Source organism: Pedococcus soli (genome assembly GCF_054782575.1).
In genome coordinates, this window is sequence record NZ_BAAGSF010000003.1 from 470,512 (window position 1) to 494,358 (window position 23,847).

A 23,847-nucleotide genomic window follows, 5' to 3' on the forward strand; every position below is an offset into this window, starting at 1 on the left:
CCACCGCCCGCGGCATACCCTGTGGGCGTGGAACCGGGGGTCGTGCGTCTGGGTGCCGCCGCGAAGTCGTGGCGGGCCGTCGTCGTCCTCGGGCTCACCGTCATGTTCTGCGCCGGCTCGCTCGTCGGGGACGACCACTGGTGGCCGTTCAGCCCGTGGCGGATGTTCTCGACGTCCCAGGCCGCGACCGGGTCGGTCATCTCCACGGGGATCGAGGTGCAGACCGCGAACGCCCCCGGGACGTGGGTGCCGGCACCGCTCACGCCGGAGAACACCGGGCTCAACCGCGCCGAGATCGAGGGGCGGATCCCGCAGATCACCGCCGACCCGCAGCGGCTCGGCACCCTGGCCCGCAGCCACGCCGAGCTGCGACCGGGTGCCCCTGAGTGGACCGCGCTGCGCGTCGTGCGGCGCCAGATCGTCGTCGTCGACCGCAAGCCGACCGGCGAGGTCCGCACCAGCGTCCTCGCGCAGTGGGAGGCGAGGTGACCCGCCTGGGGGCGTGGTTGTTCACGCCGATGCCGTTGGCGCGGGTCGCCGTCCTGCGGCTGCTCGTCTTCGCGTTCGTCGTCGTCGACGTCCTCGGCCTGCACACCTCGGGCTGGTACCACGGGTGGGCCGACCCCGTCTGGTACGAGCCGCTGGTGATGGGCCAGGCGCTGCACCTGCCTGCCGCCACCGTCCTGCTCGTGCAGACGCTCAAGTGGGGCTGCGTCGCCGCGGCGCTCGCGGCAATGACCGGCCGGGCTCCCCGCCTCCTCGGGTGGACCGTCGCCGTCGGCTGGGTCTGGTACCAGTACGTCGCCTTCTCCTACGGCAAGGTCGACCACGACCGGGCGGACTTCGTCGTGGCGCTCGCCCTCCTGCCGACCGTGGGGCTGGCGCACCTGTCCGACCGGCGGCGCAGCGAGGCCGCAGGGTTCGCCCTGCGCGCCATCCAGCTCGCGGCGGTCGCGACCTACTTCCTGTCGGCGTGGGCCAAGATCCGCTTCGGCGGCTGGGACTGGGTCAACTCCGCCACGATGGTCCGGGCCGTCGTGCGACGGGGCACCCCGATGGCGCAGTGGCTGCTCGAGGTGCCGTGGACGCTGCACGCCTTCCAGTGGGTGCTGTTCGCCGCCGAGCTCACCGCCCCGGTCATCTTCCTGCTCACCGAGCGCTGGCGCCGCCGGGTGGTGGCGGGGTGGTTCGTGTTCCACGCGATGACGTATGCCGCGATCACGATCGCGTTCTGGCCGCACCTGGTGATGATGCTCGCGTTCCCGCCCCTCGAGAGGGGCGCCGCGTGGCTCCGTGGCCGCTGGGCGCGTCAACGACCGACCCGGGCCGGTCAGGAGCGGCAGGAGGTGCGCGCGTGAGCCGTTGCTCCCTCGTGGGCCGGGGCTAGGGTCGGTCCATGGACGTGAGCGACCACCGCCAGGCCTTCCTCGAGTCGGTCCGCATCTCCCGCGACCTGGCCGGCTCGGACCTCGTGCGCGCTGCGTGGGGGCAGGAGAGCGCCTGTGCAGGCATGAGCGTGGGTGGTCTGGCCCACCACCTGCTCAACCAGGGCGTCACCGTCGCCAAGGGGCTGTCGTCCCCGGCCCAGGGCGAGACGATCGCCGTCCTGGAGCACTACCGGCGGGCACCGTGGGTGGCCGCGTCCCGAGCAGGGCAGAGCGACCCCGAACAGAACGTGCGGGACGACGAGGCGGCGCTCGCGGGTCCTGATGCGGTCCTCGCCGGGGCAGCGGCCCACACCGACGCGGTGGCCGACCTGCTGGCCCGGCCGCGCGACCCCGACACCATCTTCATCCCTTGGCAGGGGTGGTCGCTGACGACGGACGACTTCCTGACGACGCGCATGATGGAGATGCTCGTGCACGCCGACGACCTCGCAGCCAGCGTCGGGACCGAGGCCCCGACCTTCCCGGAGGGGGCTGTCGTGCCCGTCGTCGGGCTCCTGGCCGCCGTCGCGGCCGACCGCCACGGCGCGACGGCTGTCGTCCGGGCCCTGAGCCGTCCGCAGCGGGCACCGTCGTCGGTCTCGGCGTTCTGACCCCTCCACCATCCGAGACGATGACCCGCCCTTTACCTGATGCTTACCGACGTGAGGATCCGCTAACACAGCCGTAACACAGCGCGGCCTTCCTCGAAATCCCGCACCGGCATGGTTCTCCGCATGAGCGCTACTACCTTCGTGACGGCCGACGTGCCGTTCACCGACAGCGGGAACACCGCCTGGGTCCTTGCTGCGGCGGCCCTGGTGCTGTTCATGACACCGGGCCTGGCCCTCTTCTACGGAGGCATGGTTCGGACCAAGAGCGTGCTGAACATGATGATGATGAGCTTCATCACCATGGGCACGGTCGGCACTGTGTGGATCCTCTGGGGTTACAGCGAGACCTTCGGCCCGGACCTGGGCGGCGGACTGCTGGGCAACCCCTTCACCCACTTCGGACTGAAGGGAATTCTCGACCAGATCTACGGCTACGTCCCCGCGGACGCCGCCGCCGGCACCGCCGCCGCGGGCGGCATCCCCGCCCCGGCCTTCGTGGCCTTCCAGGTCGTCTTCGCCATCATCGCGGTGGCCCTGGTCTCCGGCGCGATCGCCGACCGGGCCAAGTTCACGGCCTGGACGGTCTTCACCGTCGTGTGGTCGACGCTGGTCTACTTCCCGGCCGCCCACTGGGTGTTCGCGTTCAGCGGCTACGCCGCCGACACGGGTGGCTGGATCGCCAACAAGGCTGACGGGCTGCTGTTCGGCGGCGCCGCGGCCTACGACTTCGCGGGTGGAACCGCGATCCACATCAACGCCGGTGCGGCAGGCCTGGCCCTGGCCATCGTGCTCGGCAAGCGCATCGGGTTCGCCAAGGAGCCCATGCGTCCGCACAACCTGACGCTGGTCATGATCGGTGCCGGCATCCTGTGGTTCGGCTGGTTCGGCTTCAACGCCGGTTCCGCCCTCGGCGCCGGCACGCAGGCCGCCGGTGTCTGGGTCAACACCCTCGCCGCCACCTGCACGGCGATGCTCGGCTGGCTGGTCGTGGAGAAGTTCCGCGACGGTCACCCGACCTCGCTCGGCGCCGCCTCCGGTGTGGTCGCCGGCCTGGTCGCCATCACCCCGGCCTGCGCCACGGTCTCCCCGATCGGTGCGCTCATCGTCGGTCTCGTCGCCGGTGCCGGGTGCGCCCTCGCGGTCGGCCTGAAGTTCCGGTTCGGCTTCGACGACAGCCTCGACGTCGTGGGTGTCCACCTCGTCGGTGGCCTCATCGGCACCCTGCTCATCGGCCTGCTGGCCACCAAGGGCAGCCCGACCGGCGCCGCCGGCCTGGACGTCAACGAGGGCCTCTTCTACGGCGGCGGGTTCTCCCAGCTCGGCGCCCAGGCGCTCGGTGCCTTCGTGGTCCTCGTGTTCTCGTTCGTCATGACCTACCTGATCGGGCTGGCCATCCACAAGACCATGGGCTTCCGCGTCGACGAGACCCAGGAGTCCCAGGGTGTCGACCTGTCCGAGCACGCTGAGAGCGCCTACGACCTGAGCGGCCTGTCGGGTGGACGGTTCGGCTCGTCCGGAGCAATCTCGACCACGGCGCCCACCGCCAAGACCCACGAGGGAGCAAAGGCATGAAGCTCGTCACCGCCATCATCAAGCCCCACCAGCTCGACGAGGTGAAGGAGGCCCTGGAGGCCTACGGAATCTCCGGCATGACCGTCAGCGAGGCGTCCGGCTACGGCCGCCAGCGTGGCCACAGCGAGGTCTACCGCGGTGCGGAGTACACCGTCGACTTCGTGCCGAAGGTTCGGGTCGAGGTGCTCGTCGACGACATCGACGCCAGCTCGGTCGCCGAGGTCATCCTCAAGTCGGCCCAGACGGGTCGGATCGGCGACGGCAAGATCTGGACCATCCCGGTCGAGGACGTCGTCCGGGTCCGCACCGGCGAGCGCGGCGTCGACGCCCTCTGACCCAGTCGAGCCCGCCTGACCACACCCCTGACGCTCCGGCCCCCGACGGAGCACCCACCGGCCGACACCCGGGACGATCCCCCCGTCCCGGGTGTCGGCCTGTGACGTGCCGACGCGCTAACACAGCCGTAACACGCGTGCGCACTGCGCGAAATGACGAAAGGGCACAGTGACTGCCATGACGATCGAGCAGACCGACCTGGCGGCTCGCCGCCTGGACCTGGCCGGCGCCCGGGGCTTCGACGCCCCCGGTGCGGGGCAGGCGCGCCGTGACGCCATCGCCGCCCTGACCCGCGACTGGCTCACGACGGTGTGGCAGGAGGCCCTCGGGTCGCGCCGGCCCGAAGGGGTGGCACTGGCCGCCGTGGGCAGCCTCGCCCGGGGTGACGCAGGACCCCTGAGCGACGTCGACCTCGTCCTGCTCCACTACGGCCGCTCCCTGTCGGGGGAGGACCTGCGTGGCCTGGCCGACCGCATCTGGTACCCCGTCTGGGATGCAGGGGTCCGCCTGGACCACTCGGTCCGTACCGTCAACCAGTGCCGCACCGTGGCATCGGGCGACCTCACGGCTGCCGTGGGGCTGCTCGACCTGCAGTGCGTCGCGGGTGATGTCGAGGTCGTCACCGCAGCGCGGTCCACGGTGGCGCACGACTGGCGCGCGAACGCCCGGCGCCGCCTGCCGCAGCTCATCGAGGGCCTGCGCGCGCGGCACTCCCGCCACGGTGACCTCGCCCAGAGCCTGGAGGCGGACCTCAAGGAGGCGCACGGCGGGCTGCGGGACATGACGGTCCTCAACGCGCTCGTCGCAGCCTGGCTCACCGACCGCCCGCACGAGACCGTCGACGAGGCGCACCGCGTGCTCCTCGACGTGCGCGATGCCGTGCACGTGGTGACCGGCAAGGGCCGTGACCGACTCACCCGTGAGGACCACGACGCGGTCGCGGCCCTCCTCGGGCACTCCGACGCGGACGACATGCTCACCTCGGTCGCGACCGCCGGGCGCACGATCGCCTACGCCCTCGACGGCACGGTACGGCGCGCCGGACAGTCCCAGCGCGCGCGCACCCTGCGCGTCGGTCCCCGCCGCCCGCAGCTCAACCCGCTCGGGTTCGGGATGTTCGAGCACGACGGCGAGGTCGTCCTCGGTCCGCGCAGCACCCTGTCCACCGACCCGCTCCTGCCGCTGCGCGCGGCCGTCGTCGCTGCGCGCAACAACCTGCCCATCGCCCCGACCACCCTGGCCAACCTTGCCGGCCAGCCGCCGCGGCTCGAGGAGCCCTGGCCGGAGATCGCCCGCGACCTGTTCGCGGACCTGCTCGCCACCGGCCCGGGCCTCATCGGCGTCTGGGAGGGCCTGGACCAGGCGGGCATCATCGACCGCTGGCTGCCCGAGTGGGCGGCCGTGCGCTCCCGCCCGCAGCGCAGCGCGGTGCACCGCCACACGGTCGACCGCCACCTCATCGAGACCGTCGTCATCGCCGGTGGGCTCGTCCGGGGGGTGAGCCGCGCCGACCTGCTGCTGCTGGCCGCGCTGCTGCACGACATCGGCAAGGTGCCCGGCGCCCACGACCACTCCGCGACCGGCGCCCCGCTGGCCCGGGCCATCGCCATCCGGCTGGGCTACCCGCCGGCCGACGTCGACGTCGTGACGACCCTCGTGCGCGAGCACCTCACGCTGATCGACCTCGCCACCCGTCGCGACCACCAGGACCCCGGCACGGTCACCGCCGCCCGCCAGGCGGTCGGTGGGGCGCGGGAGGTCTTCGACCTGCTGGTCGCCCTCACCGAGGCGGACGCCTCGGCCGCCGGGCCGCAGGCCTGGACCGACTGGCGCGCCACCCTGCTGCGCCAGCTCGCCGACGCCGCCCGGACCGGGTGGGAGGAAGGAACCATGCCACCGCCCGCCGAGGGCACCACCGTGGACGCCGCGGACCTCGAGTCCGTCGCCGCGGGGGAGCCGCGCGTCATCGTCCGCCCCCAGGGCGGTTCCTACCGCATCGACGTCTTCGACCGGGACCGGCTGGGACTGTTCGCCGACACCGCGGGCCTGCTCGCGGCATACGGGCTCGTCGTCCGCACGGCCATCCTGCGGACGGTCGACGGGGTGGCGGCCAACGAGTGGCACGTGGAGAGCCCGAGCACCGAACCCCCGGACGAGCAGCGCATCGTCCGCGGGCTGGAGCGTCTCGCCCAGGGTGACCGGGGCCCGCTGGGGCTGCTCGACCGCCGCCGCCAGTTCGCGGCGCGACCGAGCGCGGAAGCGGGGACCGGGTCACCCGGGCAGGCGCGCGCCCTCGTGGTGCCGCACGCCTCGGAGGAGGCGACCGTGATCGAGGTGCGGGCCCAGGACCGTCCAGGCTTGCTGCACGAGCTCGGTATGGGGTTCGCGAAGGCCGGTCTGTCCGTGCGGTCCGCGCACATCGCCACCTACGCCGGGCAGACGCTCGACACGTTCTACGTCACCGAGTTCGGTGGGCGCCTGCTGCCGCCGGCCAAGGTGGCCCAGACCGTGGCGATGGTCATCGACATCTGCGACGGCGCGACCACCGGCTCGTGAGGTTGCTGGTGGTCGTGTCGGTGCGGCCCGGTTCGACCGATTAGTCTGAGGGCCGTGTTCACGTCACTTTCCGACCGCCTGACCGCCACCTTCAAGAACCTCCGGGGCAAGGGGCGGCTGTCCGAGTCCGATGTCAACGCCACCGTGCGCGACATCCGGCTCGCCCTGCTCGACGCCGACGTCTCGCTGCCCGTGGTGAAGCAGTTCACCTCCGCGGTGCGCGACCGGGCGCTCGGCTCGGAGGTCTCCGGGGCGCTCAACCCCGGCCAGCAGGTCGTCAAGATCGTCAACGAGGAGCTCGTCGGCATCCTCGGCGGGCAGACGCGGACGATCCAGTTCGCCAAGAACCCGCCCACCGTCATCATGCTCGCGGGTCTGCAGGGCGCCGGTAAGACCACCCTCGCGGGCAAGCTGGCTCGCTGGCTCAAGGAGCAGGGCCACACCCCGATCCTCGTCGCCGCCGACCTCCAGCGCCCGAACGCCGTGACCCAGCTCGAGGTCGTCGGAGAGCGGGCAGGGGTCCCGGTCTACGCGCCCGAGCGCGGCAACATCGGTGGCCACGACGCGGTCGGCCCGACGGGGGAGGGCACCCGTTCCTTCGGTGACCCGGTCGGGGTGTCCCGCGCCGGCATCGAGCACGCCCGCCGCAACCAGCACGACGTCGTCATCGTCGACACCGCCGGACGCCTCGCCGTCGACGCGAACCTCATGCAGCAGGCCGCCGACATCCGCTCGGCCATCTCGCCCGACGAGGTGCTCTTCGTCATCGACGCGATGATCGGCCAAGCCGCCGTCGACACCGCGCTCGCGTTCCAGGAGGGCGTCGACTTCACCGGCGTGGTCCTGTCCAAGCTCGACGGTGACGCCCGTGGTGGCGCCGCGCTGTCGGTCGCGTCGGTCACCGGTCGCCCGATCATGTTCGCCAGCACCGGCGAGGGCGTGAAGGATTTCGAGGTCTTCCACCCCGACCGGATGGCCTCGCGCATCCTCGACATGGGTGACGTGCTCACCCTCATCGAGCAGGCGGAGAAGGCGTTCGACGCCCGCCAGCAGGCGGAGATGCAGCGCAAGTTCCTCGCCGAGGAGGACTTCACCTTCGACGACTTCCTTGACCAGATGGCCGCCCTGAAGAAGATGGGTGGCCTCAAGTCGATGCTCGGCATGATGCCGGGCATGGGCCAGATGAAGGCCCAGCTGGACAACCTCGACCCGCGGGAGTTCGACCGCATCGAGGCGATGGTCCGATCGATGACGCCGTTCGAGCGCACCCACTCCAAGCAGATCAACGGGTCGCGCCGCCTGCGCATCGCCAAGGGCTCGGGGGTCGAGGTGTCCGAGGTCAACGGCCTGCTCGAGCGCTTCACCGAGGCGCAGAAGATGATGAAGCAGCTCGCCCGGGGCGGTGGCATCCCCGGCATGCCGGGCATCCCCGGTATGGGTGGCGGCGCCGGCAAGCGCGGCAAGCAGCAGCCCCAGCGCAAGAAGTCCAAGTCCGGCAACCCGGCCAAGCGGGCCGCCGAGGAGCGTGCCGCCGCGGAGAAGTCCACGGCGCCGCGGACCGGAGGCGGCGCTGCCTTCGGCGCCGGTGCGACCGGTGGGGCGCCCGCCGACATGGACCCGAGCCAGCTGCCCGCAGGCTTCGAGAAGTTCCTCGGCCGGTGAGCGACGGCGCGCAGCCGTCTGGGCGCGGGCCGTCGCTGCACACCCTGTCGGTCGGCACCGCCGGGCCGCGGGTGGCGTTCCTGCACGGCTTGTTCGGCCAGGGCCGCAACTGGTCACAGATCGCCAAGGCCCTCGCCGGGCCCGGCGGCGACGGCGCCCGTTCGACGCTGGTCGACCTGCCCGACCACGGGCGCTCCCCGTGGACGGAGGAGTTCTCGTTCACGGCCTACGCCGATGCGGTGGCGGCGACCCTGCGCGGCATCGACGCGGATGCGCGCTGGATGGTCGTCGGGCACTCGCTCGGCGGCAAGACCGCGATGCTGCTCGCCCTCCGGCACCCGGAGCTCGTCGCGCGCCTCGTCGTCGTCGACATCGCGCCGAAGTCCTACGGCAGCCTCGACCGGTTCAGCGGCTACATCGCCGAGATGGAACGCCTGCCGCTGGACGAGCTGACCAGCCGCGGTGACGCCGAGACGCGGTTCGAGGAGCCGAACCGTGGCGTCAAGGCGTTCCTCATGCAGAACCTGCGGCGCGACGGCGACACCTGGCACTGGCAGGCCAACCTCGGGCTCTTCTCGGCAGACGCAGCCAAGGGGACGGGTTCGGTCATCGCCGGCTGGCCGGACGCGGCCGCCGACCTGGCGCCGTACGACGGCCCGGTGCTCTGGATCGCCGGGTCCGAGTCCGAGTACATCCGTGACGAGGACCTGCCCGCGATGCAGGCCCTCTTCCCGAAGGTGCGACAGCTGACGGTCAAGGGTGCCTCCCACTGGGTGCACACGGACGCCCCCGAGGTGGTCGTGGAGGCGCTGCGCCGGTTCGTGCGACCGCTCGCCGAGACCTCCTGACCGTCGGTCCACCTCCCGTACCCGGACGCGGCCGGCTCCCGCGAGATCGTGGCCGCCCGTCGCTAGGGTCGTTCCATGGCAACGGTGCTGCACCTGCAGGGTGAGATCCTCGTCGGCCCGGAGGACGTCCGTCCCGAGGCGTGGGTGGTCGGTGGACGGCTGACCTTCGAGCGGCCGACGGGAGCCGGTGGCGACGTCCAGACCCTGCGTGGCTGGGTGCTGCCGGGGCTCGTGGACGCGCACTGCCACGTCGGCCTCGACGCCCACGGGGCGGTGGACGACGCGACCGCGGAGGCGCAGGCGCTCGCCGACCGGGAGGCCGGCACGCTGCTCATCCGTGATGCCGGGTCGCCGGCGGACACCCGGTGGGTCGACCAGCGCGACGACCTCCCCAAGGTCATCCGCTCCGGCCGTCACATCGCCCGCACCCGCCGCTACATCCGCAACTTCGCCCACGAGATCGAGCCCGACCAGCTCGTCGAACGCGTCCGGCTCGAGGCGAAGGCGGGCGACGGGTGGGTCAAGCTCGTCGGCGACTGGATCGACCGCGACACCGGTGACCTGTCGACCTGCTGGCCCGTCGACGTCCTCAGCGACGCGATCGCGGCCGCCCACGAAGAGGGGGCGCGGGTGACGGCGCACTGCTTCGGTGAGGCCTCGCTCTACGACTTCGCCGCCGCGGGCACCGACTGCATCGAGCACGCCACCGGGCTCGAGCCCGAGACCATCGCGCAGTTCGCCGAGCAGCAGATCGCCATCGTGCCCACGCTGGTCAACATCGCGACCTTCCCCGCGATCGCGGAGCCGGCCAAGGAGAAGTACCCCGCCTACCACCAGCGGATGCTGGCCCTGCACGGGCGTCGCTACGCCACCATCGGTGCCGCCCGCGACGCCGGGATCCCGATCTACCTCGGCACCGACGCCGGCGGCTCCCTGCGCCACGGGCTCGTCGCCGATGAGGCGCACGAGCTCACCAAGGCGGGGCTGAGCAACGCAGAGGCCCTGTATGCCGCCACGTGGGGCGCGCGCGCCTGGCTGGGTCGCCCCGGGCTGGAGGAGGGGGCGGACGCCGACCTCGTCGTCTACGCCACCGACCCGCGCCGCGAGATCCGGGCCCTAGCCGCGCCGGAGCACATCGTGCTCCGCGGCACCGAGGTCTGACCCCGGCACACCCCCGGCACACCCCCGGCACACCCCCGGCACACCCCGGCATACCCCGGCTCAGCCCCGGGCACACCGCCAGGGCGCGCGCGGTGAGCAGGACCTGTCGCCATTCCGTCCGCGATGGCGACAGCTGGCGCTCACCGAGACGGTGCTTGCGCGGCCCATTGCTGCGGGGTGGGCGACCCGTCCCGAAAGGCGCGGTATCACCACATCCACGATGCGAGACATAAGCGCACGTTATTTGACCGATAACGCGACGCTATCCAAAATCCTAGGTGTCACATAGGAGATCACCCGCCGCCCGGCCGGTGACCACGGCCGGCACCGCTGGCACCGAAGGAGCCCACGATGAACCGTCACCCCCGCCTCGCCCTGGCCGCCGTCGCGACCGTCGGCGCGATGGTGATGACGGCCTGTGCCGGGGGAGGCGCGAGCGACACGGTCGGTGCGTCGGCCGCCGACGCGGGTGCCGCCACCAGCACCATCGACCTCTACGCGTACGCCGTCCCGAAGGTGGGCTACGACAAGCTCATCCCCGCGTTCAACGCGACCGCGGCGGGCAAGGGCGTGCAGTTCCAGCAGTCCTACGGCGCCTCCGGCGACCAGTCGCGCAAGGTCGCCGCGGGTGCGTCGGCCGACTTCGTCAACTTCTCGGTCGAGCCCGACATCACTCGCCTCGTGGACGCCGGCCTGGTCGACAAGGACTGGAACGCCAACCAGTACAAGGGGATCCCGTTCGGCTCGGTCGTCACGATCGTCGTCCGCAAGGGCAACCCCAAGGGCATCAAGGACTGGGACGACCTGCTCAAGCCCGGGATCGAGGTCGTCACGCCGAACCCGTTCAGCTCCGGCAGCGCCAAGTGGAACCTGCTGGCCCCGTATGCCGCCAAGAGCGACGGTGGCAAGAACCCGGCCGCGGGCCTCGCCTACATCTCCAAGCTCGTCGGCGACCACGTCAAGGTGCAGCCGAAGTCGGGTCGTGAGGCGACCGAGACGTTCCTCCAGGGCACCGGCGACGTCCTGCTCAGCTACGAGAACGAGGCGCTGTTCGCCGAGCGCAGCGGTGACCCGGTCGAGCACGTGACCCCGCCGACCACGTTCAAGATCGAGAACCCGACGGCCGTCATCAGCAAGAGCAAGAACCTCGCGAAGGCCAAGGCCTTCAACGACTTCCTGTTCACGCCCGAGGCGCAGAAGCTGTGGGCGCAGGCAGGGTTCCGCCCGGTCGACCCGACCGTGGCGAAGGAGTTCGCGGCCGACTTCCCGCAGCCGCAGAAGCTGTGGACCATCGACGACCTCGGTGGGTGGAAGACGGTCGACGGCACCCTGTTCAAGAAGGAGACCGGCTCCATCGCGCTGATCTACGACAAGGCGACGTCGTAACCCATGACGACGACCCTCACCCCTCGTACGGGCGCCGGCAGGGACGACACCGACGTGTCGTCCCTGCCGGCGCGCCCGGCGCCGCCGCGCAGCGGACTCGGCCGCCGCGTCGGCCGCCCCCTCGGAGTCGGGCTGGTCGGGCTCTGGCTCAGCATCATCGTGCTGCTGCCGCTCGCGGCGCTGACGGTGACCTCGTTCGGCGAGGGCTGGTCGGGCTTCTGGGACGCGGTCACCGCGCCCGTGGCCCTGGCCTCCCTGCGCGTCACGGTGGCGGTCTCGGCCGTCGTCGCCCTCGTCAACGCCGTCATGGGCACCCTCATCGCCTGGGTGCTGGTGCGTGACGACTTCCGGGGCAAGCGCGTCGTCAACGCGCTGATCGACCTGCCGTTCGCCCTGCCGACCATCGTCGCGAGCATCGTCCTGCTGTCCCTCTACGGCCCCAACAGCCCGGTCGGCATCCACCTCAACGCCACCCAGCCCGGTCTGCTCGTCGCCCTGGCGTTCGTGACGCTGCCGTTCGTGGTGCGCTCGGTGCAACCGGTCCTCATCGAGGCCGACCGCGAGGTGGAGGAGGCCGCGGCCTCGCTGGGTGCGTCGAACTGGACGACGTTCCGCCGGGTCGTGCTGCCCACCCTGGCACCGGCCGTCATCGGGGGCACCGGCCTCGCGTTCGCCCGTGCCATCGGCGAGTACGGCTCGGTCGTCCTCATCGGCGGCAACATTCCCCGGAAGACGCAGGTGGCCTCGCAGTACATCCAGCAGCAGATCGAGATCGACCGGCCGGTCAACGCCGCCGCGGTCTCGGTGGCCCTGCTCGCGATCGCGTTCGTCACCCTGTTCGTCCTGCGCGTCCTCGCCGGACGCAGCCAGCGGCGCGAGGAGGACTCGGCATGAGGACCTCGACCGCTGCCCGCCTCAGCCTGCGCACCGTCGCCCTCGGCTACCTCGTCCTGCTCATCGGGGTGCCGATCGTCCTCATCCTGTGGCGCACCTTCGGTGAGGGCGTGGGGACGTTCCTCGAGTCGATCCGCACCCCGGCCGCCATCTCGGCGCTCAACCTCTCCCTGCTCATCGTGGCCATCACCGTGCCGCTCAACGTCGTCTTCGGCGTGGGCACGGCGCTCGCGCTCGTGCGCGGGCGGTTCCGTGGCCGCGGCCTGATCCAGGCGGTCGTGGACCTGCCGTTCGCGGTGTCGCCGATCGTCGTGGGCGTCTCGCTCATCCTGCTGTGGGGCTCCAGCGGCTGGTTCGGGGGCATCGAGAACAACCTCGGTGTCCGCGTCATCTTCGGCCTTCCCGGCATGGTCATCGCGACGATCTTCGTGACGCTGCCGTTCGTCGTCCGCGAGGTCGAACCGGTCCTGCACGAGATCGGCACGGAGCAGGAGCAGGCCGCCTCGACCCTGGGGGCGAGCTCGGCCCAGACGTTCTGGCGGATCACGCTGCCCGCCATCCGGTGGGGCCTGACGTACGGGGTCGTGCTCACGATCGCCCGTGCCCTCGGCGAGTTCGGGGCGGTGATCATGGTCAGCTCCGGCTTCCCCGGGGTGTCCCAGACCCTGACGCTGCTCGTCCACTCCCGCTACATCGACGACCACAACACGTATGGCGCGTACGCCGCCGCCACCCTGCTCATGGGCCTCGCCGTCCTCACCCTGCTGCTGATGACCCTGCTCGACCGCAAGAGGAGCACGACATGATCACCGTGACCGGAGCCCGCAAGAACTACGGAGACTTCGCCGCGCTCGACGACGTGACGCTCGACATCCCCGCGGGCACGCTGACCGCGCTGCTGGGGCCGAGCGGCTCGGGCAAGTCGACCCTGCTGCGCTCCATCGCCGGTCTCGAGCGCCTCGACGCGGGCTCGATCGTCATCGGCGGCCGCGACGTCACCGGTGTGGCGCCGCAGAAGCGGGGGATCGGGTTCGTCTTCCAGCACTACGCCGCGTTCAAGCACATGACGGTGCGCGACAACGTGGCATTCGGCCTGAGCATCCGCAAGCGTCCCAAGGCGGAGATCGCGAAGAAGGTCGACGACCTGCTCGAGATCGTCGGCCTCGACGGCTTCCAGCACCGCTACCCGGCCCAGCTCTCCGGTGGGCAGCGCCAGCGCATGGCCCTCGCGCGCGCGCTCGCCGTCGACCCGGAGGTGCTGCTGCTCGACGAGCCGTTCGGCGCCCTGGACGCCAAGGTTCGGGCCGACCTGCGCCAGTGGCTGCGCCGCCTGCACGACGAGGTCCACGTGACCACGGTGCTGGTCACCCACGACCAGGAGGAGGCGCTCGACGTCGCCGACCGGATCGCCGTCCTCAACAAGGGCCGGATCGAGCAGGTCGGGGACCCGGTCTCCCTCTACGACCGCCCCGCCAACGACTTCGTCATGTCGTTCCTGGGCTCGGTCGCCCGCCTCGGCGGCCAGCTGGTCCGCCCGCACGACATCGCGCTCGAGCGCAACCGTGACCGGGCCGTCGCCGCCGACGCCCTGACCGGCACCGCCGGCGGGGTCGTCGAGTCGGTCGTCGAGCGGGTCGTGCGGCTGGGTTTCGAGGTCCGCATCGACCTGCGGGCGGACTCCGGGCAGCGGTTCGCGGCGCAGGTGACCCGCGGACAGGCCGACGTCCTCGGCCTCCAGGTGGGGGAGACCGTCTACGCCCGCGCCACGCACGGCCCCGACGCCTACGAGCTCGACCCCGCCCTCGCCATCTGAGCCGGCGCAGGACGCCCGCTGCACGGCATACCCTCCGGGTGCGACACAATGCGCCCGTGGACATCTCGGCGCGCACGGAGTACGCCGTCCGGGCCATGCTCATCCTCGCCGAGGCGGCGACCACCGCAGCGGCCCCGGTGAGCGTGGAGACGCTGGCATACCGGCAGACGCTCCCGCGCAAGTTCCTCGAGGCGATCGCGGCCGACCTCCGGACCGCCGGCCTCGTCAAGAGCACCAGAGGCGCCCGCGGCGGCTACGCCCTGGCCCGCGAGCCGCGCGACATCAGCCTCGGTGACGTGTTCCGTGCCGTCGACGGACCCCTCGCCGAGGTCCGCGGCCTGCGCCCGCACGAGACCCGGTACGACGGCGTGGCCGAGCACCTGCCCACGGTGTGGGTCGCCGTGCGAGCCAGCCTGCGCTCGGTGCTCGACGAGACCAGCCTGGCGGACGTCCTCTCCGGCGAGCTGCCCGAGCGCGTCTCCGCGCTCGCCGCCGACCCGGACGCGTGGCGCGCCCGATGAGCGAACCGACCCGCGGGCCGGTGTCCGAGCAGGACCCGACCACGTCGCCCACCGAGCTCGACCAGATCGACCCCGCCGACCTGGCCACCGCGCTCAAGGTCCTCGAGCTGCTGCCCGAGCTGGACGCGGGCCACCCCGACATCGAGACGATCAAGCGGGCGACGGGACGGATGTACAAGCGCGTCCGCAAGTCGCGCCGCCGCGCGGCCCTGCAGCCGCAGGTGGAGCACGACGAGGCGATCATCGCGGCGACGGCCACCGGATCGCCGATGCGGATCGACGACGAGACCAAGGGCATCCCGCTCGTCTCCAGCGTCCGTGGCGCCCATGCGGGTGAGCTGATGAAGTCCCGCGGCTGCTACATCTGCAAGGCGGAGTACACCCTCGTCGACGCGTTCTACCACTGGCTCTGCCCGGACTGTGCCGAGCTGAGCCACACCAAGCGCGACCAGCGCACCGACCTCACGGGTCGTCGCGCGCTGCTCACCGGTGGTCGGGCGAAGATCGGCATGTACATCGCGCTGCGCCTCCTGCGCGACGGTGCGCACCTGACCATCACCACCCGGTTCCCTCGCGACGCGGCGAGGCGCTTCGCGGCCCAGGAGGACTCGGGCGACTGGATCCACCGGCTCAAGGTCGTCGGCATCGACCTGCGCGACCCCACCCAGGTCGTCGCGCTCGCCGACGAGGTCGCGGCTGCCGGTCCGCTCGACATCCTCATCAACAACGCCGCGCAGACGGTGCGGCGCTCGCCGGGGTCGTACGGACACCTCGTCGACGGCGAGAACGCGCCGCTGCCCCAGGGCGTCGACCTGCCGGAGCTCGTGACGTTCGACCGGATCAGCGAGGCCCACCCGGCCAACCTCATCGGGACCCTGCGCGAGCACCAGGTCGCCCACCACGAGGGAGAGTCGCCCGAGCACGCGGAGGAGGTCCTCGCGGCGCGGTCGGCAGCCTCGATGACCGCGATGGCCCTCTCGGCCGGTCACGCCAGCCTCGACGCCCACCTCGCCGGGACCGCGCTCGACGCCGGGGGGCTGCTGCCCGACACCCAGGTCAACAACTCGTGGACCCAGAAGGTCGAGGAGGTCGACCCCCTCGAGCTGCTCGAGGTGCAGCTCTGCAACGCCACCGCGCCCTTCATCCTCGTGTCGCGGCTGCGGCCCGCCATGCGGGCGGCGGTCGCCGCCGGCGCCCGACGGGCCTACGTCGTCAACGTCTCGGCGATGGAGGGCCAGTTCTCGCGCCGCTACAAGGGCGCGGGTCACCCCCACACCAACATGGCCAAGGCCGCGCTCAACATGCTGACCCGCACCAGCGCGGGGGAGATGTTCGAGACCGACCGGATCCTCATGACCGCCGTCGACACCGGCTGGATCACCGACGAGCGCCCCCACCACGAGAAGCTGCGGATCGCCGCAGAGGGATGGCACGCACCCCTCGACCTCGTCGACGGCGCGGCCCGTGTCTACGACCCGATCGTGCGGGGTGAGGCGGGCGAGGACGTGTACGGCTGCTTCGTCAAGGACTACCGGCCCAGCCCGTGGTGACCGACACCTGAACGCCGTGGTCCGGGGCACCCCCGGCGATCTGGCAGAATGGGCGGCTGTACCCGTCCAGGCACGGGCCCCCGTATGGCGCGGAGCACCGCTTCGCCCGTCGGACCGGGCCTCCTGGCTCTGGAACGCCTACACCGGGTTCCGGCACCCCGCGCGAACCGTGCGCGGTCTCGCCGTGCTCACAACACGAACAAGGAGACACCACCACCGTGGCCGTCAAGATCCGTCTGAAGCGCATGGGCAAGATCCGTGCACCGTTCTACCGCGTCGTCGTCATGGATTCGCGCGCCAAGCGCGATGGCCGTGCCATCGAGGAGATCGGCAAGTACCACCCCACCGAGGAGCCGTCGCTCATCGACATCAACTCGGACCGCGCCCAGTACTGGCTCGGCCAGGGTGCGCAGCCGACCGAGGCCGTCGCCGCCCTGCTGAAGATCACGGGTGACTGGCAGAAGTACAAGGGCGAGCCCGGCACCGAGGGCACCCTCAAGGTCAAGGCTGCGAAGCCGTCCAAGAAGGAGCTCTACGACGCGGCCATCGCCGCCGCCGGCAAGTCCGACGCGGGCGCCGACACGGCGACCACCCCGAAGAAGAAGGCCGCCAAGAAGGCTGACGAGGCCCCCGCCGAGGAGCCCAAGGTCGAGGAGCCCAAGGTCGAAGAGGCCAAGGCTGACGAGGCCACGACCGCGGAGGCCCCGGCCGCCGAGGCCGACGCCGCGGACCAGGCCTGACCGTGCTGGAAGAGGCGCTCGAGCACCTCGTGAAGGGCATCGTCGACCACAAGGACGAGGTTGCCGTTCGACGCAAGGAGCTCCGCCGCGGTGAGGTGCTCGAGGTCCGGGTCCACCCCGAGGACCTCGGGCGCGTGATCGGTCGTTCCGGCCGGACCGCGAGCGCCCTGCGCACCGTCATGGGTGCGCTGGCCGGCGGGCACACCGTCCGGGTCGACATCGTCGACACCGACAAGGTCCGCTGACCGCGCACCGACAACCGGTCGTTCCGAGGGCCGCTGGGATCACGATCCCGGCGGCCCTCGGCATGTCACCACCCACCCTGAGAGGATCGTGGCCATGCCCGCCACCGACCAGCTGCTCGTCGCCCGCATCGGCAAGCCCCACGGCCTGCGCGGTGAGGTCACCGTGCAGGCCCACACCGACGACCCGGAGCGCCGCTTCATCCCCGGCGTCGTCTTCGCCACCGAGGCCCCCGAGGGCTCCGGGGTCCCGCGCGCGCTGACCCTCGCGACCGCACGCCTGCACCAGAAGGTCTGGCTGCTGGGGTTCGAACAGATCCCCGACCGCACCGGCGCCGAGGGCCTGCGCGGCACCCGGCTCTTCGTCGCCCTCGGCGACGTCATCGACGCCGTGGACGACGACGAGGACGGCTGGTACGAGGACGAGCTCGTCGGGCTCACGGTCGTCGACACGGCAGGGGCCACCGTCGGGGAGGTCGCGGGGCTGGAGACCGGGGCTGCCCAGGACCTGCTGGTCGTGACCCTCACCGGTGGCCGCCAGGCGCTGGTGCCGTTCGTCGAGGCGATCGTGCCCGAGGTGGACATGGAGTCACGCCGCGTCGTCATCGACCCGCCGCCCGGCCTGCTCGAGCTCGCCGACGAGTGACCGCCTGACCATGCGCCTCGACGTCGTCTCGATCTTCCCCGAGTACCTCGCGCCCCTCGACCTGTCGCTCATCGGCAAGGCCCGGCGCGAGGGCCTGCTCGACCTGCAGGTGCACGACCTGCGCGAGTTCGCCCACGACCGCCACCGGACGGTCGACGACACGCCCTACGGCGGTGGCGCCGGCATGGTGATGAAACCCGAGCCGTGGGCCGAGGCGCTGGCGCACGTCGCCGGCTCGGCTCCGGCGTCCGTGCCGACCGCTGCACGACCGCGGCTCATCGTCCCCGGACCCGGTGGCGTGCCGTTCACCCAGGCCCTGGCGCGCGAGCTCGCGGACGAGCCGTGGCTCGCCTTCGCCTGCGGTCGCTACGAAGGCATCGACGAGCGGGTCCACGAGCACGCCGCGCAGGACCTCGGCCTCGAGGTGACCGTCGTGTCCCTCGGCGACTACGTGCTCAACGGGGGGGAGGTGGCGGTGCTCGCCATCGTCGAGGCCGTCGCCCGACTGCTGCCCGGCGTGATCGGCAACGCCGAGTCCCTCGTCGAGGAGTCGCACGAGGACGGTCTGCTCGAGTACCCCGTCTACACCAAGCCCTCGTCCTGGGAGTCGGCCCCCGGCGTCCGTCGCGACGTCCCCGCGGTGCTGTTGTCCGGGGACCACGGTCGGATCGCCGCCTGGCGGCACCAGCAGCGGCTCGAACGCACCGCCGCCCGGCGTCCCGACCTGCTGCACGCCTCGCAGGCCGCGCCGGCCGCGCCCGGTGGCCGGGCGACGAACGCGCTCGACGGCTTCGACGTCGCCCTGGCGACGCCGGCCGACGCCCCCGAGCTGCTCACGCTGAGCCGGGCCTGCTGGGTCACCGAGGGCCGGGCCAACGACTCGTTCGAGATCCCGCCGCTCGTCGAGACGCTGGAGGAGGTCGTCTACGGGCTCACGCAGTGGCTCACGTGGATGGTCCGCTCCGAGGGGCGGCTGGTGGGTTCGGTGCGTGGTCGCCGCGACCCCGAGGACCCCGCCACCTGGCAGGTGGGGCGCCTCATGGTCGCCCCCGACCTGCAGGGCCGGGGGCTGGGCCGGGCCCTGCTCGCCCACGCGGAGGCCGCGGCACCGGCGGACGTCGTCACCTACTGGATCAACACGGGTCAGGGCAGCGAGCGCAACCTGCGCACCTACCGCAAGGCCGGGTACCGCGCGGTCCCCGGCGAGGGTTCGTACCCCGGGACAGTGGACCTGACCAAGGCGCGGCGCGGCTCAGTCGACGAGGGCTGACCGCAGGTCCGGCGACACCAGCCGACGGGCGGCCACCAGCCGTTCGGCCACGCCCACGGTGATGGTCTGGGCGGCCATGATCCCGAAGAGCACGAGGACCTGCGCGGTCGCGGCCTGGACCGGTGAACCGCCGCCGAGCATCACCCCGATGAAGGCGCCCGGCAGCGTCACGACACCGGTGGTCTTGACCTGGTCGAGCCCGGGGAGCAGGGCCTCCGGTGCGCGACGGTGGACGATCTCCCGGATCGCCTGCGCGGGCAGGAGGCCGAGGGAGAGAGCCGCCTCGTACTGCGGGTGCTCGTCGCGCAGGGCGGAGAAGGCCCGACGCCCCACCAGGGTGTGGGCGGTCATGGCGTTGCCGACGATGATGCCCGCTATCGGGATGATCGCGATGCCCTCGAGCGGGATGGTGCCCGTCGCCAGCACCACCACGAGGACAGGGACCACGCCCGCGGCCATGGCGGTCGCGGCGGCGGGCCAGGACCCGGGTGCGTCGACCCGGCGCGAGGTGGTCAGCACCCCCAGGGCGAACATGACCACGACGAGCAGCACCGACAGCCACAGGTGCTCGACCACCGAGGTGATGAGCAGGGCGGCGACGCCGAGCTGGGCGATCGAGCGGGCGGCAGCGACCAGCGCCGGCTTCTCGAGGCCGTAGCCGTTGAGCCGGTGGGCGCCGACGGCGATGCCGAGCAGGACCACGAGCGCGAGGGCGACGGGCCAGCCGGGGTCGATGCTCACGCGCACACGGTAGTCCGGGGCGTGGGTCACGATTTCAGGGGTGGGGTCTCCTCGTGGCAGAATGACTCCTTGCGTCTGCACGACCAGCGCCCCTGCCACAGGGGGAGTACGGCGGCACCGGTTCCGGTGCCCACGGCCTGACCGCCACGTACGCGGCCCGCGCAGCACGCGCCATACACATCACGCACGACCGACAAGCCTGGGCGACCTGTGGCGCCGAGAAGAAAGCGAATCTGCCATGCAGCGTTTCGACGAGATCGACAAGGCCTCCCTGCGCGACGACGTCCCCGCCTTCCGCGCCGGTGACACCGTCAACGTGCACGTCAAGGTCGTCGAGGGCACCCGCTCCCGCATCCAGGTCTTCAAGGGCGTCGTCATCCGTCGCCACGGTGGGGGCATCGGCGAGACCTTCACCGTCCGCAAGGTCTCCTTCGGCGTCGGCGTGGAGCGCACCTTCCCGCTGCACACCCCGATCATCGACAAGATCGAGGTCGTCACCCGCGGTGACGTCCGTCGCGCGAAGCTGTACTACCTGCGTGACCTGCGCGGCAAGGCCGCCAAGATCAAGGAGAAGCGCGAGACGATCCCCGCCAAGTAGGGCGATCTCATCTCGACCCTCGGGTGTCCCGGCACGCTCCGACCCAGCCTCGAGGGTTAGGCTCCGGAAGCGATGAACCCCGGACCCGAAGCACCCCAGCAGGATCCGGCCACCCCGTCAGCGCACGCTGACGCGGTGGCCGTTTCCGCGACTGCCGACGACCACGCCAGCGGGCGTGGCGCGGCGCAGTCCGGTCACCCCCGGCGACGTGGCCCCTCGTGGCTCGTGCTGGTCGGCGCCGCCCTGCTGGTCATGCTCGTGGTCCGGGGTTTCCTCGTGCAGTCGTTCTTCGTGCCGTCGGGGTCGATGGAGCCGACGATCGAGCCGGGCGACCGCGTCCTGGTCAACAAGCTCGTGTCCGGCGACGACGTGCAGCGCGGCGACGTGGTCGTCTTCGACGGCACCACGACCTTCGCTGCCGCCGACCGCAGCCCGCACCAGGACGACGGCCTGGTGGGCCGCGCCCTGGCCGGGGCCGCCTCGCTCGTCGGGGTCGACCTCGGCGAGCAGGACTTCATCAAGCGCGTCATCGGCCTGCCCGGTGACCACGTCGTGTGCTGCGACGCCCAGGGCAAGCTCACGGTCAACGGCGTCCCGGTGACGGAGGACTACCTCTACCCCGGTGACGTGCCGAGCGACCTGACGTTCGACATCACCGTCCCCGCAGGCCGGTTGTGGGTCATGGGTGACCACCGCAGCGACAGCGCCGACTCCCGCGCCCACCTCGGTGACCCCGGCGGAGGCACGGTCCGCACCCGCGACGTCGTGGGTCGCGCGAGCGCCACCTTCTGGCCGCTGAACCGCATCGGGGGCTTCGACCGCCCGAGCTCGCTCGCGACCATCCCTGCGGCAGGCACCCGGTGACGCCGCCGTCCGGCACCCCGGACCGCGGCTGGCTCGGGTACGACCGCACCGCCGATGAGACCGCTCGCACCGGCGCCGAGACCGCTCGCCCCGGCGCCGAGACCGAAGCCGCGCCCAGTCCCTGGCTGCGGCACGAGGCCGCCACCGACCCGGACCCCGCCACTGGCCGTGACCCTGCCTGGCTCGACCCCGAGCTCGCCGTGCCCGCCGACCGACCCGATGCCGACCACGACACCGGCGTCCCCCCGACCCTCGCCGAGGAGCCCCCCACCGTGCAGCACAGCGACCCGGCCGGCGGCACGGCACCCGAGCCCGTGCCTGCCGGCGGCGAACCCCACGGCGAGGAGCCCCCCAGGGGGTCCGGGTCCGACGCGGAGGCGTCCGAGGTCCACGCCGCCGAGGTCGAGGCCAGCGGCCCGCGCGACGAGGCCACCGGCCCCCGCGACGAGGGCACCGACGTCGAGGAGGAGGCCGGGCTGGCCGCGGTGGCGGGCGCCGCCATCAAGGAGTTCGCGATCGTCGTGGGCATGGCCCTCGTGCTGTCGTTCATCGTCAAGACCTGGCTGCTCCAGGCGTTCTACATCCCCTCGGGGTCGATGGAGGACACCCTCGTCCTCAACGACCGCGTCATCGTCAGCAAGCTGACCCCGGGACCGATCGACCTCAAGCGCGGCGACATCATCGTGTTCGCCGACCCGGGCGAGTGGCTCGAGGCCACCCCGACCGTCCCGCACGGCAAGGTCGTCAGTGCCCTGCGCGAGACGATGACCTTCGTCGGCCTGCTGCCCGACAACTCCGAGAACCACCTCATCAAGCGCGTCATCGGCCTGCCCGGCGACCACGTCGTCTGCTGCGACGAAGGGGGCCGGATCACGGTCAACGGGACGGCGATCAAGGAGCCGTACCTCAAGCCCGGCGACTCCGCGAGCGACCAGGAGTTCGACATCACCGTGCCCCGGGGCCGCGTCTGGGTCATGGGTGACCACCGGTCCAACTCGGCGGACTCCCGGGCCCACGACGCCCCCGAGAACGACGGCAGCCAGGGGTCGGTCGACGAACGGCTCATCGTCGGACGGGCCGTGGCGCTGGTCTGGCCGCTGGACCACATGACCTGGTTGTCGAACCCCACGGCGACGTTCGCCAAGGTCCCCAACCCGACGGCCGGCGACACCTCCAAGCCCTCGAACTCGCCGTCGAGCGGGCCACAGGGCGACCCGAGCTCGCAGACCGGTGGCGCCGAGGTGACCGGCGGCGACGGCGGCGCAGGCGGCTGAGCCGTGCCGGCACCACGACGAGTCGCTGCGCGGACCGGGAGCCGCAAGCCCAGCCTGCGGGTCGAACGCGCCCTGCAGCGTGACGGGCACCGGGTCCTCGCCGGGATGGACGAGGTCGGCCGGGGAGCGCTCGCCGGACCGGTGACGGTCGGGGTCGTCCTCATCGACGAGACCAGCCGCAGCGCACCGACCGGGGTCAAGGACTCCAAGCTGCTCACCCCGGCGGCACGGGTCGCCATGGTGCCGCGCATCCAGCGCTGGTGCCTGGCGTACGCCGTCGGTCACGCCTCGCCCGCCGAGATCGACGAGATCGGGATCATCGCAGCCCTGCGGCTGGCCGGCTGCCGTGCGCTCGCCGCGGTGGACGTCCGCCCCGACCTGGTCATCCTCGACGGCAACCACGACTGGCTGACCTCGCCGGACGAGGTGGGACTGTTCGCCTTCGCGGACGGCGGCACCCCCGTCACCCCGCCGGTCACCACGATGATCAAGGCCGACCTGAAGTGCTCGTCGGTCGCCGCGGCCTCCGTCCTCGCCAAGGTCGAGCGCGACGACATCATGGTCGCGCACGCCCCCGACCACCCCGTCTACGGCTGGGAGGTCAACAAGGGCTATGCCGCGCCGGAGCACATGGCTGCCCTCGAGACCCACGGCGCCAGCGTGCTGCACCGTCGTTCATGGCGACTTCCCGAGCGACTTCCCGAGCGACTTCCCGAGCGACTTCCCGGGGTCGAGCGTGACCCGGAGCCGGTCACCGACCATGATGGCGAGGACAGCACGACCGCGACCGCGCACGAACCGGAGATGAGCAGGCGATGAGTTCTGAGGACCTCGAGAAGTACGAGAGCGAGATGGAGCTCGCGCTCTACCGCGAGTACCGCGACGTCGTCGGCCTGTTCTCGCACGTCGTGGAGACCGAGCGACGCTTCTACCTGTGCAACTCCGTCGACGTGAAGGTCCGCAGCGACGGCGGCGAGGTCTACTTCGACGTGACGATGCAGGACGCCTGGGTCTGGGACATCTACCGTCCTGCCCGGTTCGCCAAGCAGGTGCGCGTGGTGACGTTCAAGGACGTCAACGTCGAGGAGCTCGCCAAGAGCGAGCTGGAGCTCCCGAAGGACTCCGGCTTCTAGGT

25 protein-coding genes and 1 pseudogene are annotated in these 23,847 nt (G+C 71.8%); 25 read left to right on the forward strand and 1 reads right to left on the reverse strand.

Features of this window, described 5'->3' with window-relative positions:
* The first annotated feature begins 27 nt into the window (after positions 1-27).
* The 20 genes and pseudogenes from ACYVKF_RS05245 to trmD all read left to right on the forward strand — a co-directional run bounded on the left by ACYVKF_RS05245 (position 28) and on the right by trmD (position 19,235).
* On the forward strand, positions 28-489 hold the full coding sequence (locus ACYVKF_RS05245) for a hypothetical protein (protein WP_157598332.1): 462 nt from the start codon (positions 28-30) through the stop codon (positions 487-489).
* Entirely contained in the window at positions 486-1,358 is an 873-nt protein-coding gene (locus ACYVKF_RS05250; RefSeq protein ID WP_460965327.1) for a hypothetical protein, read from the forward strand. The genes ACYVKF_RS05245 and ACYVKF_RS05250 overlap by 4 nt, the downstream gene beginning before the upstream one ends.
* Before the next feature lie 38 nt (positions 1,359-1,396).
* Positions 1,397-2,038, forward strand: a complete 642-nt coding sequence (locus ACYVKF_RS05255) for a maleylpyruvate isomerase N-terminal domain-containing protein (RefSeq protein WP_460965329.1) — start codon at positions 1,397-1,399, stop codon at positions 2,036-2,038.
* Between the two features lie 123 nt (positions 2,039-2,161).
* A complete protein-coding gene (locus ACYVKF_RS05260; protein ID WP_056915155.1) occupies positions 2,162-3,610 on the forward strand; it encodes an ammonium transporter in 1,449 nt (482 codons plus the stop codon).
* Positions 3,607-3,945: a P-II family nitrogen regulator gene (locus tag ACYVKF_RS05265; protein WP_056915154.1), complete on the forward strand. Its 339-nt coding sequence runs from the start codon at positions 3,607-3,609 to the stop codon at positions 3,943-3,945. Before ACYVKF_RS05260 ends, ACYVKF_RS05265 begins: the two co-directional genes overlap by 4 nt.
* 178 nt (positions 3,946-4,123) lie before the next feature.
* The gene (locus ACYVKF_RS05270) at positions 4,124-6,502 is read left to right on the forward strand and encodes a [protein-PII] uridylyltransferase (RefSeq protein ID WP_056918205.1); all 2,379 of its coding nucleotides are present in this window, start codon (positions 4,124-4,126) and stop codon (positions 6,500-6,502) included.
* 54 nt (positions 6,503-6,556) lie between these two features.
* On the forward strand, positions 6,557-8,164 hold the full coding sequence (gene ffh / locus ACYVKF_RS05275; protein WP_056915153.1) for a signal recognition particle protein: 1,608 nt from the start codon (positions 6,557-6,559) through the stop codon (positions 8,162-8,164).
* Entirely contained in the window at positions 8,161-9,012 is an 852-nt protein-coding gene (locus tag ACYVKF_RS05280; protein WP_460965332.1) for an alpha/beta fold hydrolase, read from the forward strand. Before ffh ends, ACYVKF_RS05280 begins: the two co-directional genes overlap by 4 nt.
* 75 nt (positions 9,013-9,087) lie before the next feature.
* Positions 9,088-10,173 carry an amidohydrolase family protein gene (locus ACYVKF_RS05285; protein ID WP_460965334.1) on the forward strand — a complete coding sequence of 362 codons (1,086 nt, stop codon included), beginning with the start codon at positions 9,088-9,090 and terminating at the stop codon, positions 10,171-10,173.
* A gap of 351 nt (positions 10,174-10,524) precedes the next feature.
* Positions 10,525-11,559: a sulfate ABC transporter substrate-binding protein gene (locus tag ACYVKF_RS05290; protein ID WP_460965336.1), complete on the forward strand. Its 1,035-nt coding sequence runs from the start codon at positions 10,525-10,527 to the stop codon at positions 11,557-11,559.
* A 3-nt stretch (positions 11,560-11,562) separates the two neighbouring features.
* Complete coding sequence (cysT, locus tag ACYVKF_RS05295) at positions 11,563-12,453, forward strand: sulfate ABC transporter permease subunit CysT (RefSeq protein WP_460965338.1); 891 nt, start codon at positions 11,563-11,565, stop codon at positions 12,451-12,453.
* Positions 12,450-13,259, forward strand: coding sequence for a sulfate ABC transporter permease subunit CysW (cysW, locus tag ACYVKF_RS05300; RefSeq protein ID WP_056918201.1), 810 nt, complete (start codon positions 12,450-12,452; stop codon positions 13,257-13,259). The genes cysT and cysW overlap by 4 nt, the downstream gene beginning before the upstream one ends.
* A pseudogene (locus ACYVKF_RS05305) lies at positions 13,256-13,909 on the forward strand (sulfate/molybdate ABC transporter ATP-binding protein); the annotation flags it as partial. The gene cysW and the pseudogene ACYVKF_RS05305, both read left to right, overlap by 4 nt.
* A gap of 30 nt (positions 13,910-13,939) precedes the next feature.
* The gene (locus tag ACYVKF_RS05310; RefSeq protein ID WP_460965544.1) at positions 13,940-14,266 is read left to right on the forward strand and encodes a TOBE-like domain-containing protein; all 327 of its coding nucleotides are present in this window, start codon (positions 13,940-13,942) and stop codon (positions 14,264-14,266) included.
* Positions 14,267-14,322: 56 nt separating this feature from the next.
* Positions 14,323-14,787 carry an RrF2 family transcriptional regulator gene (locus ACYVKF_RS05315; RefSeq protein ID WP_460965341.1) on the forward strand — a complete coding sequence of 155 codons (465 nt, stop codon included), beginning with the start codon at positions 14,323-14,325 and terminating at the stop codon, positions 14,785-14,787.
* Positions 14,784-16,337, forward strand: coding sequence for an SDR family NAD(P)-dependent oxidoreductase (locus tag ACYVKF_RS05320; protein ID WP_460965343.1), 1,554 nt, complete (start codon positions 14,784-14,786; stop codon positions 16,335-16,337). Before ACYVKF_RS05315 ends, ACYVKF_RS05320 begins: the two co-directional genes overlap by 4 nt.
* Positions 16,338-16,555: 218 nt before the next feature.
* Positions 16,556-17,077, forward strand: coding sequence for a 30S ribosomal protein S16 (rpsP, locus tag ACYVKF_RS05325; protein ID WP_056915146.1), 522 nt, complete (start codon positions 16,556-16,558; stop codon positions 17,075-17,077).
* A gap of 2 nt (positions 17,078-17,079) precedes the next feature.
* Positions 17,080-17,322: an RNA-binding protein gene (locus tag ACYVKF_RS05330; protein ID WP_056915145.1), complete on the forward strand. Its 243-nt coding sequence runs from the start codon at positions 17,080-17,082 to the stop codon at positions 17,320-17,322.
* 94 nt (positions 17,323-17,416) lie between these two features.
* On the forward strand, positions 17,417-17,965 hold the full coding sequence (gene rimM, locus ACYVKF_RS05335) for a ribosome maturation factor RimM (protein ID WP_056915144.1): 549 nt from the start codon (positions 17,417-17,419) through the stop codon (positions 17,963-17,965).
* Between the two features lie 10 nt (positions 17,966-17,975).
* On the forward strand, positions 17,976-19,235 hold the full coding sequence (gene trmD / locus ACYVKF_RS05340; protein WP_460965346.1) for a tRNA (guanosine(37)-N1)-methyltransferase TrmD: 1,260 nt from the start codon (positions 17,976-17,978) through the stop codon (positions 19,233-19,235).
* On the opposite strand, the gene ACYVKF_RS05345 is transcribed toward trmD, so the two are convergent.
* Positions 19,218-19,976 (reverse strand): ABC transporter permease, encoded by a 759-nt coding sequence (locus ACYVKF_RS05345; protein ID WP_056917195.1) that lies wholly within the window; start codon positions 19,974-19,976, stop codon positions 19,218-19,220. The two genes, trmD and ACYVKF_RS05345, sit on opposite strands and share 18 nt — an antisense overlap.
* Before the next feature lie 238 nt (positions 19,977-20,214).
* On the opposite strand from ACYVKF_RS05345, the gene rplS reads away from it, so the two are divergent.
* The 5 genes from rplS (at position 20,215) to ACYVKF_RS05370 (ending at position 23,845) form a co-directional block, all read left to right on the forward strand.
* Positions 20,215-20,574 (forward strand): 50S ribosomal protein L19, encoded by a 360-nt coding sequence (gene rplS, locus ACYVKF_RS05350; protein ID WP_056915142.1) that lies wholly within the window; start codon positions 20,215-20,217, stop codon positions 20,572-20,574.
* A gap of 135 nt (positions 20,575-20,709) precedes the next feature.
* Positions 20,710-21,438: a signal peptidase I gene (gene lepB, locus ACYVKF_RS05355; RefSeq protein ID WP_235529053.1), complete on the forward strand. Its 729-nt coding sequence runs from the start codon at positions 20,710-20,712 to the stop codon at positions 21,436-21,438.
* Entirely contained in the window at positions 21,435-22,712 is a 1,278-nt protein-coding gene (lepB, locus tag ACYVKF_RS05360; protein ID WP_460965349.1) for a signal peptidase I, read from the forward strand. The genes lepB (ACYVKF_RS05355) and lepB (ACYVKF_RS05360) overlap by 4 nt, the downstream gene beginning before the upstream one ends.
* A 3-nt stretch (positions 22,713-22,715) precedes the next feature.
* Positions 22,716-23,531 (forward strand): ribonuclease HII, encoded by an 816-nt coding sequence (locus tag ACYVKF_RS05365; RefSeq protein WP_460965351.1) that lies wholly within the window; start codon positions 22,716-22,718, stop codon positions 23,529-23,531.
* Complete coding sequence (locus tag ACYVKF_RS05370) at positions 23,528-23,845, forward strand: DUF2469 domain-containing protein (protein WP_056883649.1); 318 nt, start codon at positions 23,528-23,530, stop codon at positions 23,843-23,845. Before ACYVKF_RS05365 ends, ACYVKF_RS05370 begins: the two co-directional genes overlap by 4 nt.
* Positions 23,846-23,847: the final 2 nt, after the last annotated feature.

Excerpts from the sequence above, each read along its gene's own strand:
- ACYVKF_RS05285 (WP_460965334.1), top strand. The coding sequence starts at position 9,088 with ATGGCAACGGTGCTGCACCTGCAGGGTGAGATCCTCGTCGGCCCGGAG.
- ACYVKF_RS05260 (WP_056915155.1), top strand. The coding sequence starts at position 2,162 with ATGAGCGCTACTACCTTCGTGACGGCCGACGTGCCGTTCACCGACAGC.
- cysW (WP_056918201.1), top strand. The coding sequence starts at position 12,450 with ATGAGGACCTCGACCGCTGCCCGCCTCAGCCTGCGCACCGTCGCCCTC.
- ACYVKF_RS05310 (WP_460965544.1), top strand. The coding sequence starts at position 13,940 with ATGTCGTTCCTGGGCTCGGTCGCCCGCCTCGGCGGCCAGCTGGTCCGC.
- ACYVKF_RS05255 (WP_460965329.1), top strand. The coding sequence starts at position 1,397 with ATGGACGTGAGCGACCACCGCCAGGCCTTCCTCGAGTCGGTCCGCATC.
- trmD (WP_460965346.1), top strand. The coding sequence starts at position 17,976 with ATGCGCCTCGACGTCGTCTCGATCTTCCCCGAGTACCTCGCGCCCCTC.
- ACYVKF_RS05370 (WP_056883649.1), top strand. The coding sequence starts at position 23,528 with ATGAGTTCTGAGGACCTCGAGAAGTACGAGAGCGAGATGGAGCTCGCG.
- ACYVKF_RS05320 (WP_460965343.1), top strand. The coding sequence starts at position 14,784 with ATGAGCGAACCGACCCGCGGGCCGGTGTCCGAGCAGGACCCGACCACG.
- ACYVKF_RS05290 (WP_460965336.1), top strand. The coding sequence starts at position 10,525 with ATGAACCGTCACCCCCGCCTCGCCCTGGCCGCCGTCGCGACCGTCGGC.
- ACYVKF_RS05265 (WP_056915154.1), top strand. The coding sequence starts at position 3,607 with ATGAAGCTCGTCACCGCCATCATCAAGCCCCACCAGCTCGACGAGGTG.
- rimM (WP_056915144.1), top strand. The coding sequence starts at position 17,417 with ATGCCCGCCACCGACCAGCTGCTCGTCGCCCGCATCGGCAAGCCCCAC.
- cysT (WP_460965338.1), top strand. The coding sequence starts at position 11,563 with ATGACGACGACCCTCACCCCTCGTACGGGCGCCGGCAGGGACGACACC.
- rplS (WP_056915142.1), top strand. The coding sequence starts at position 20,215 with ATGCAGCGTTTCGACGAGATCGACAAGGCCTCCCTGCGCGACGACGTC.
- ACYVKF_RS05270 (WP_056918205.1), top strand. The coding sequence starts at position 4,124 with ATGACGATCGAGCAGACCGACCTGGCGGCTCGCCGCCTGGACCTGGCC.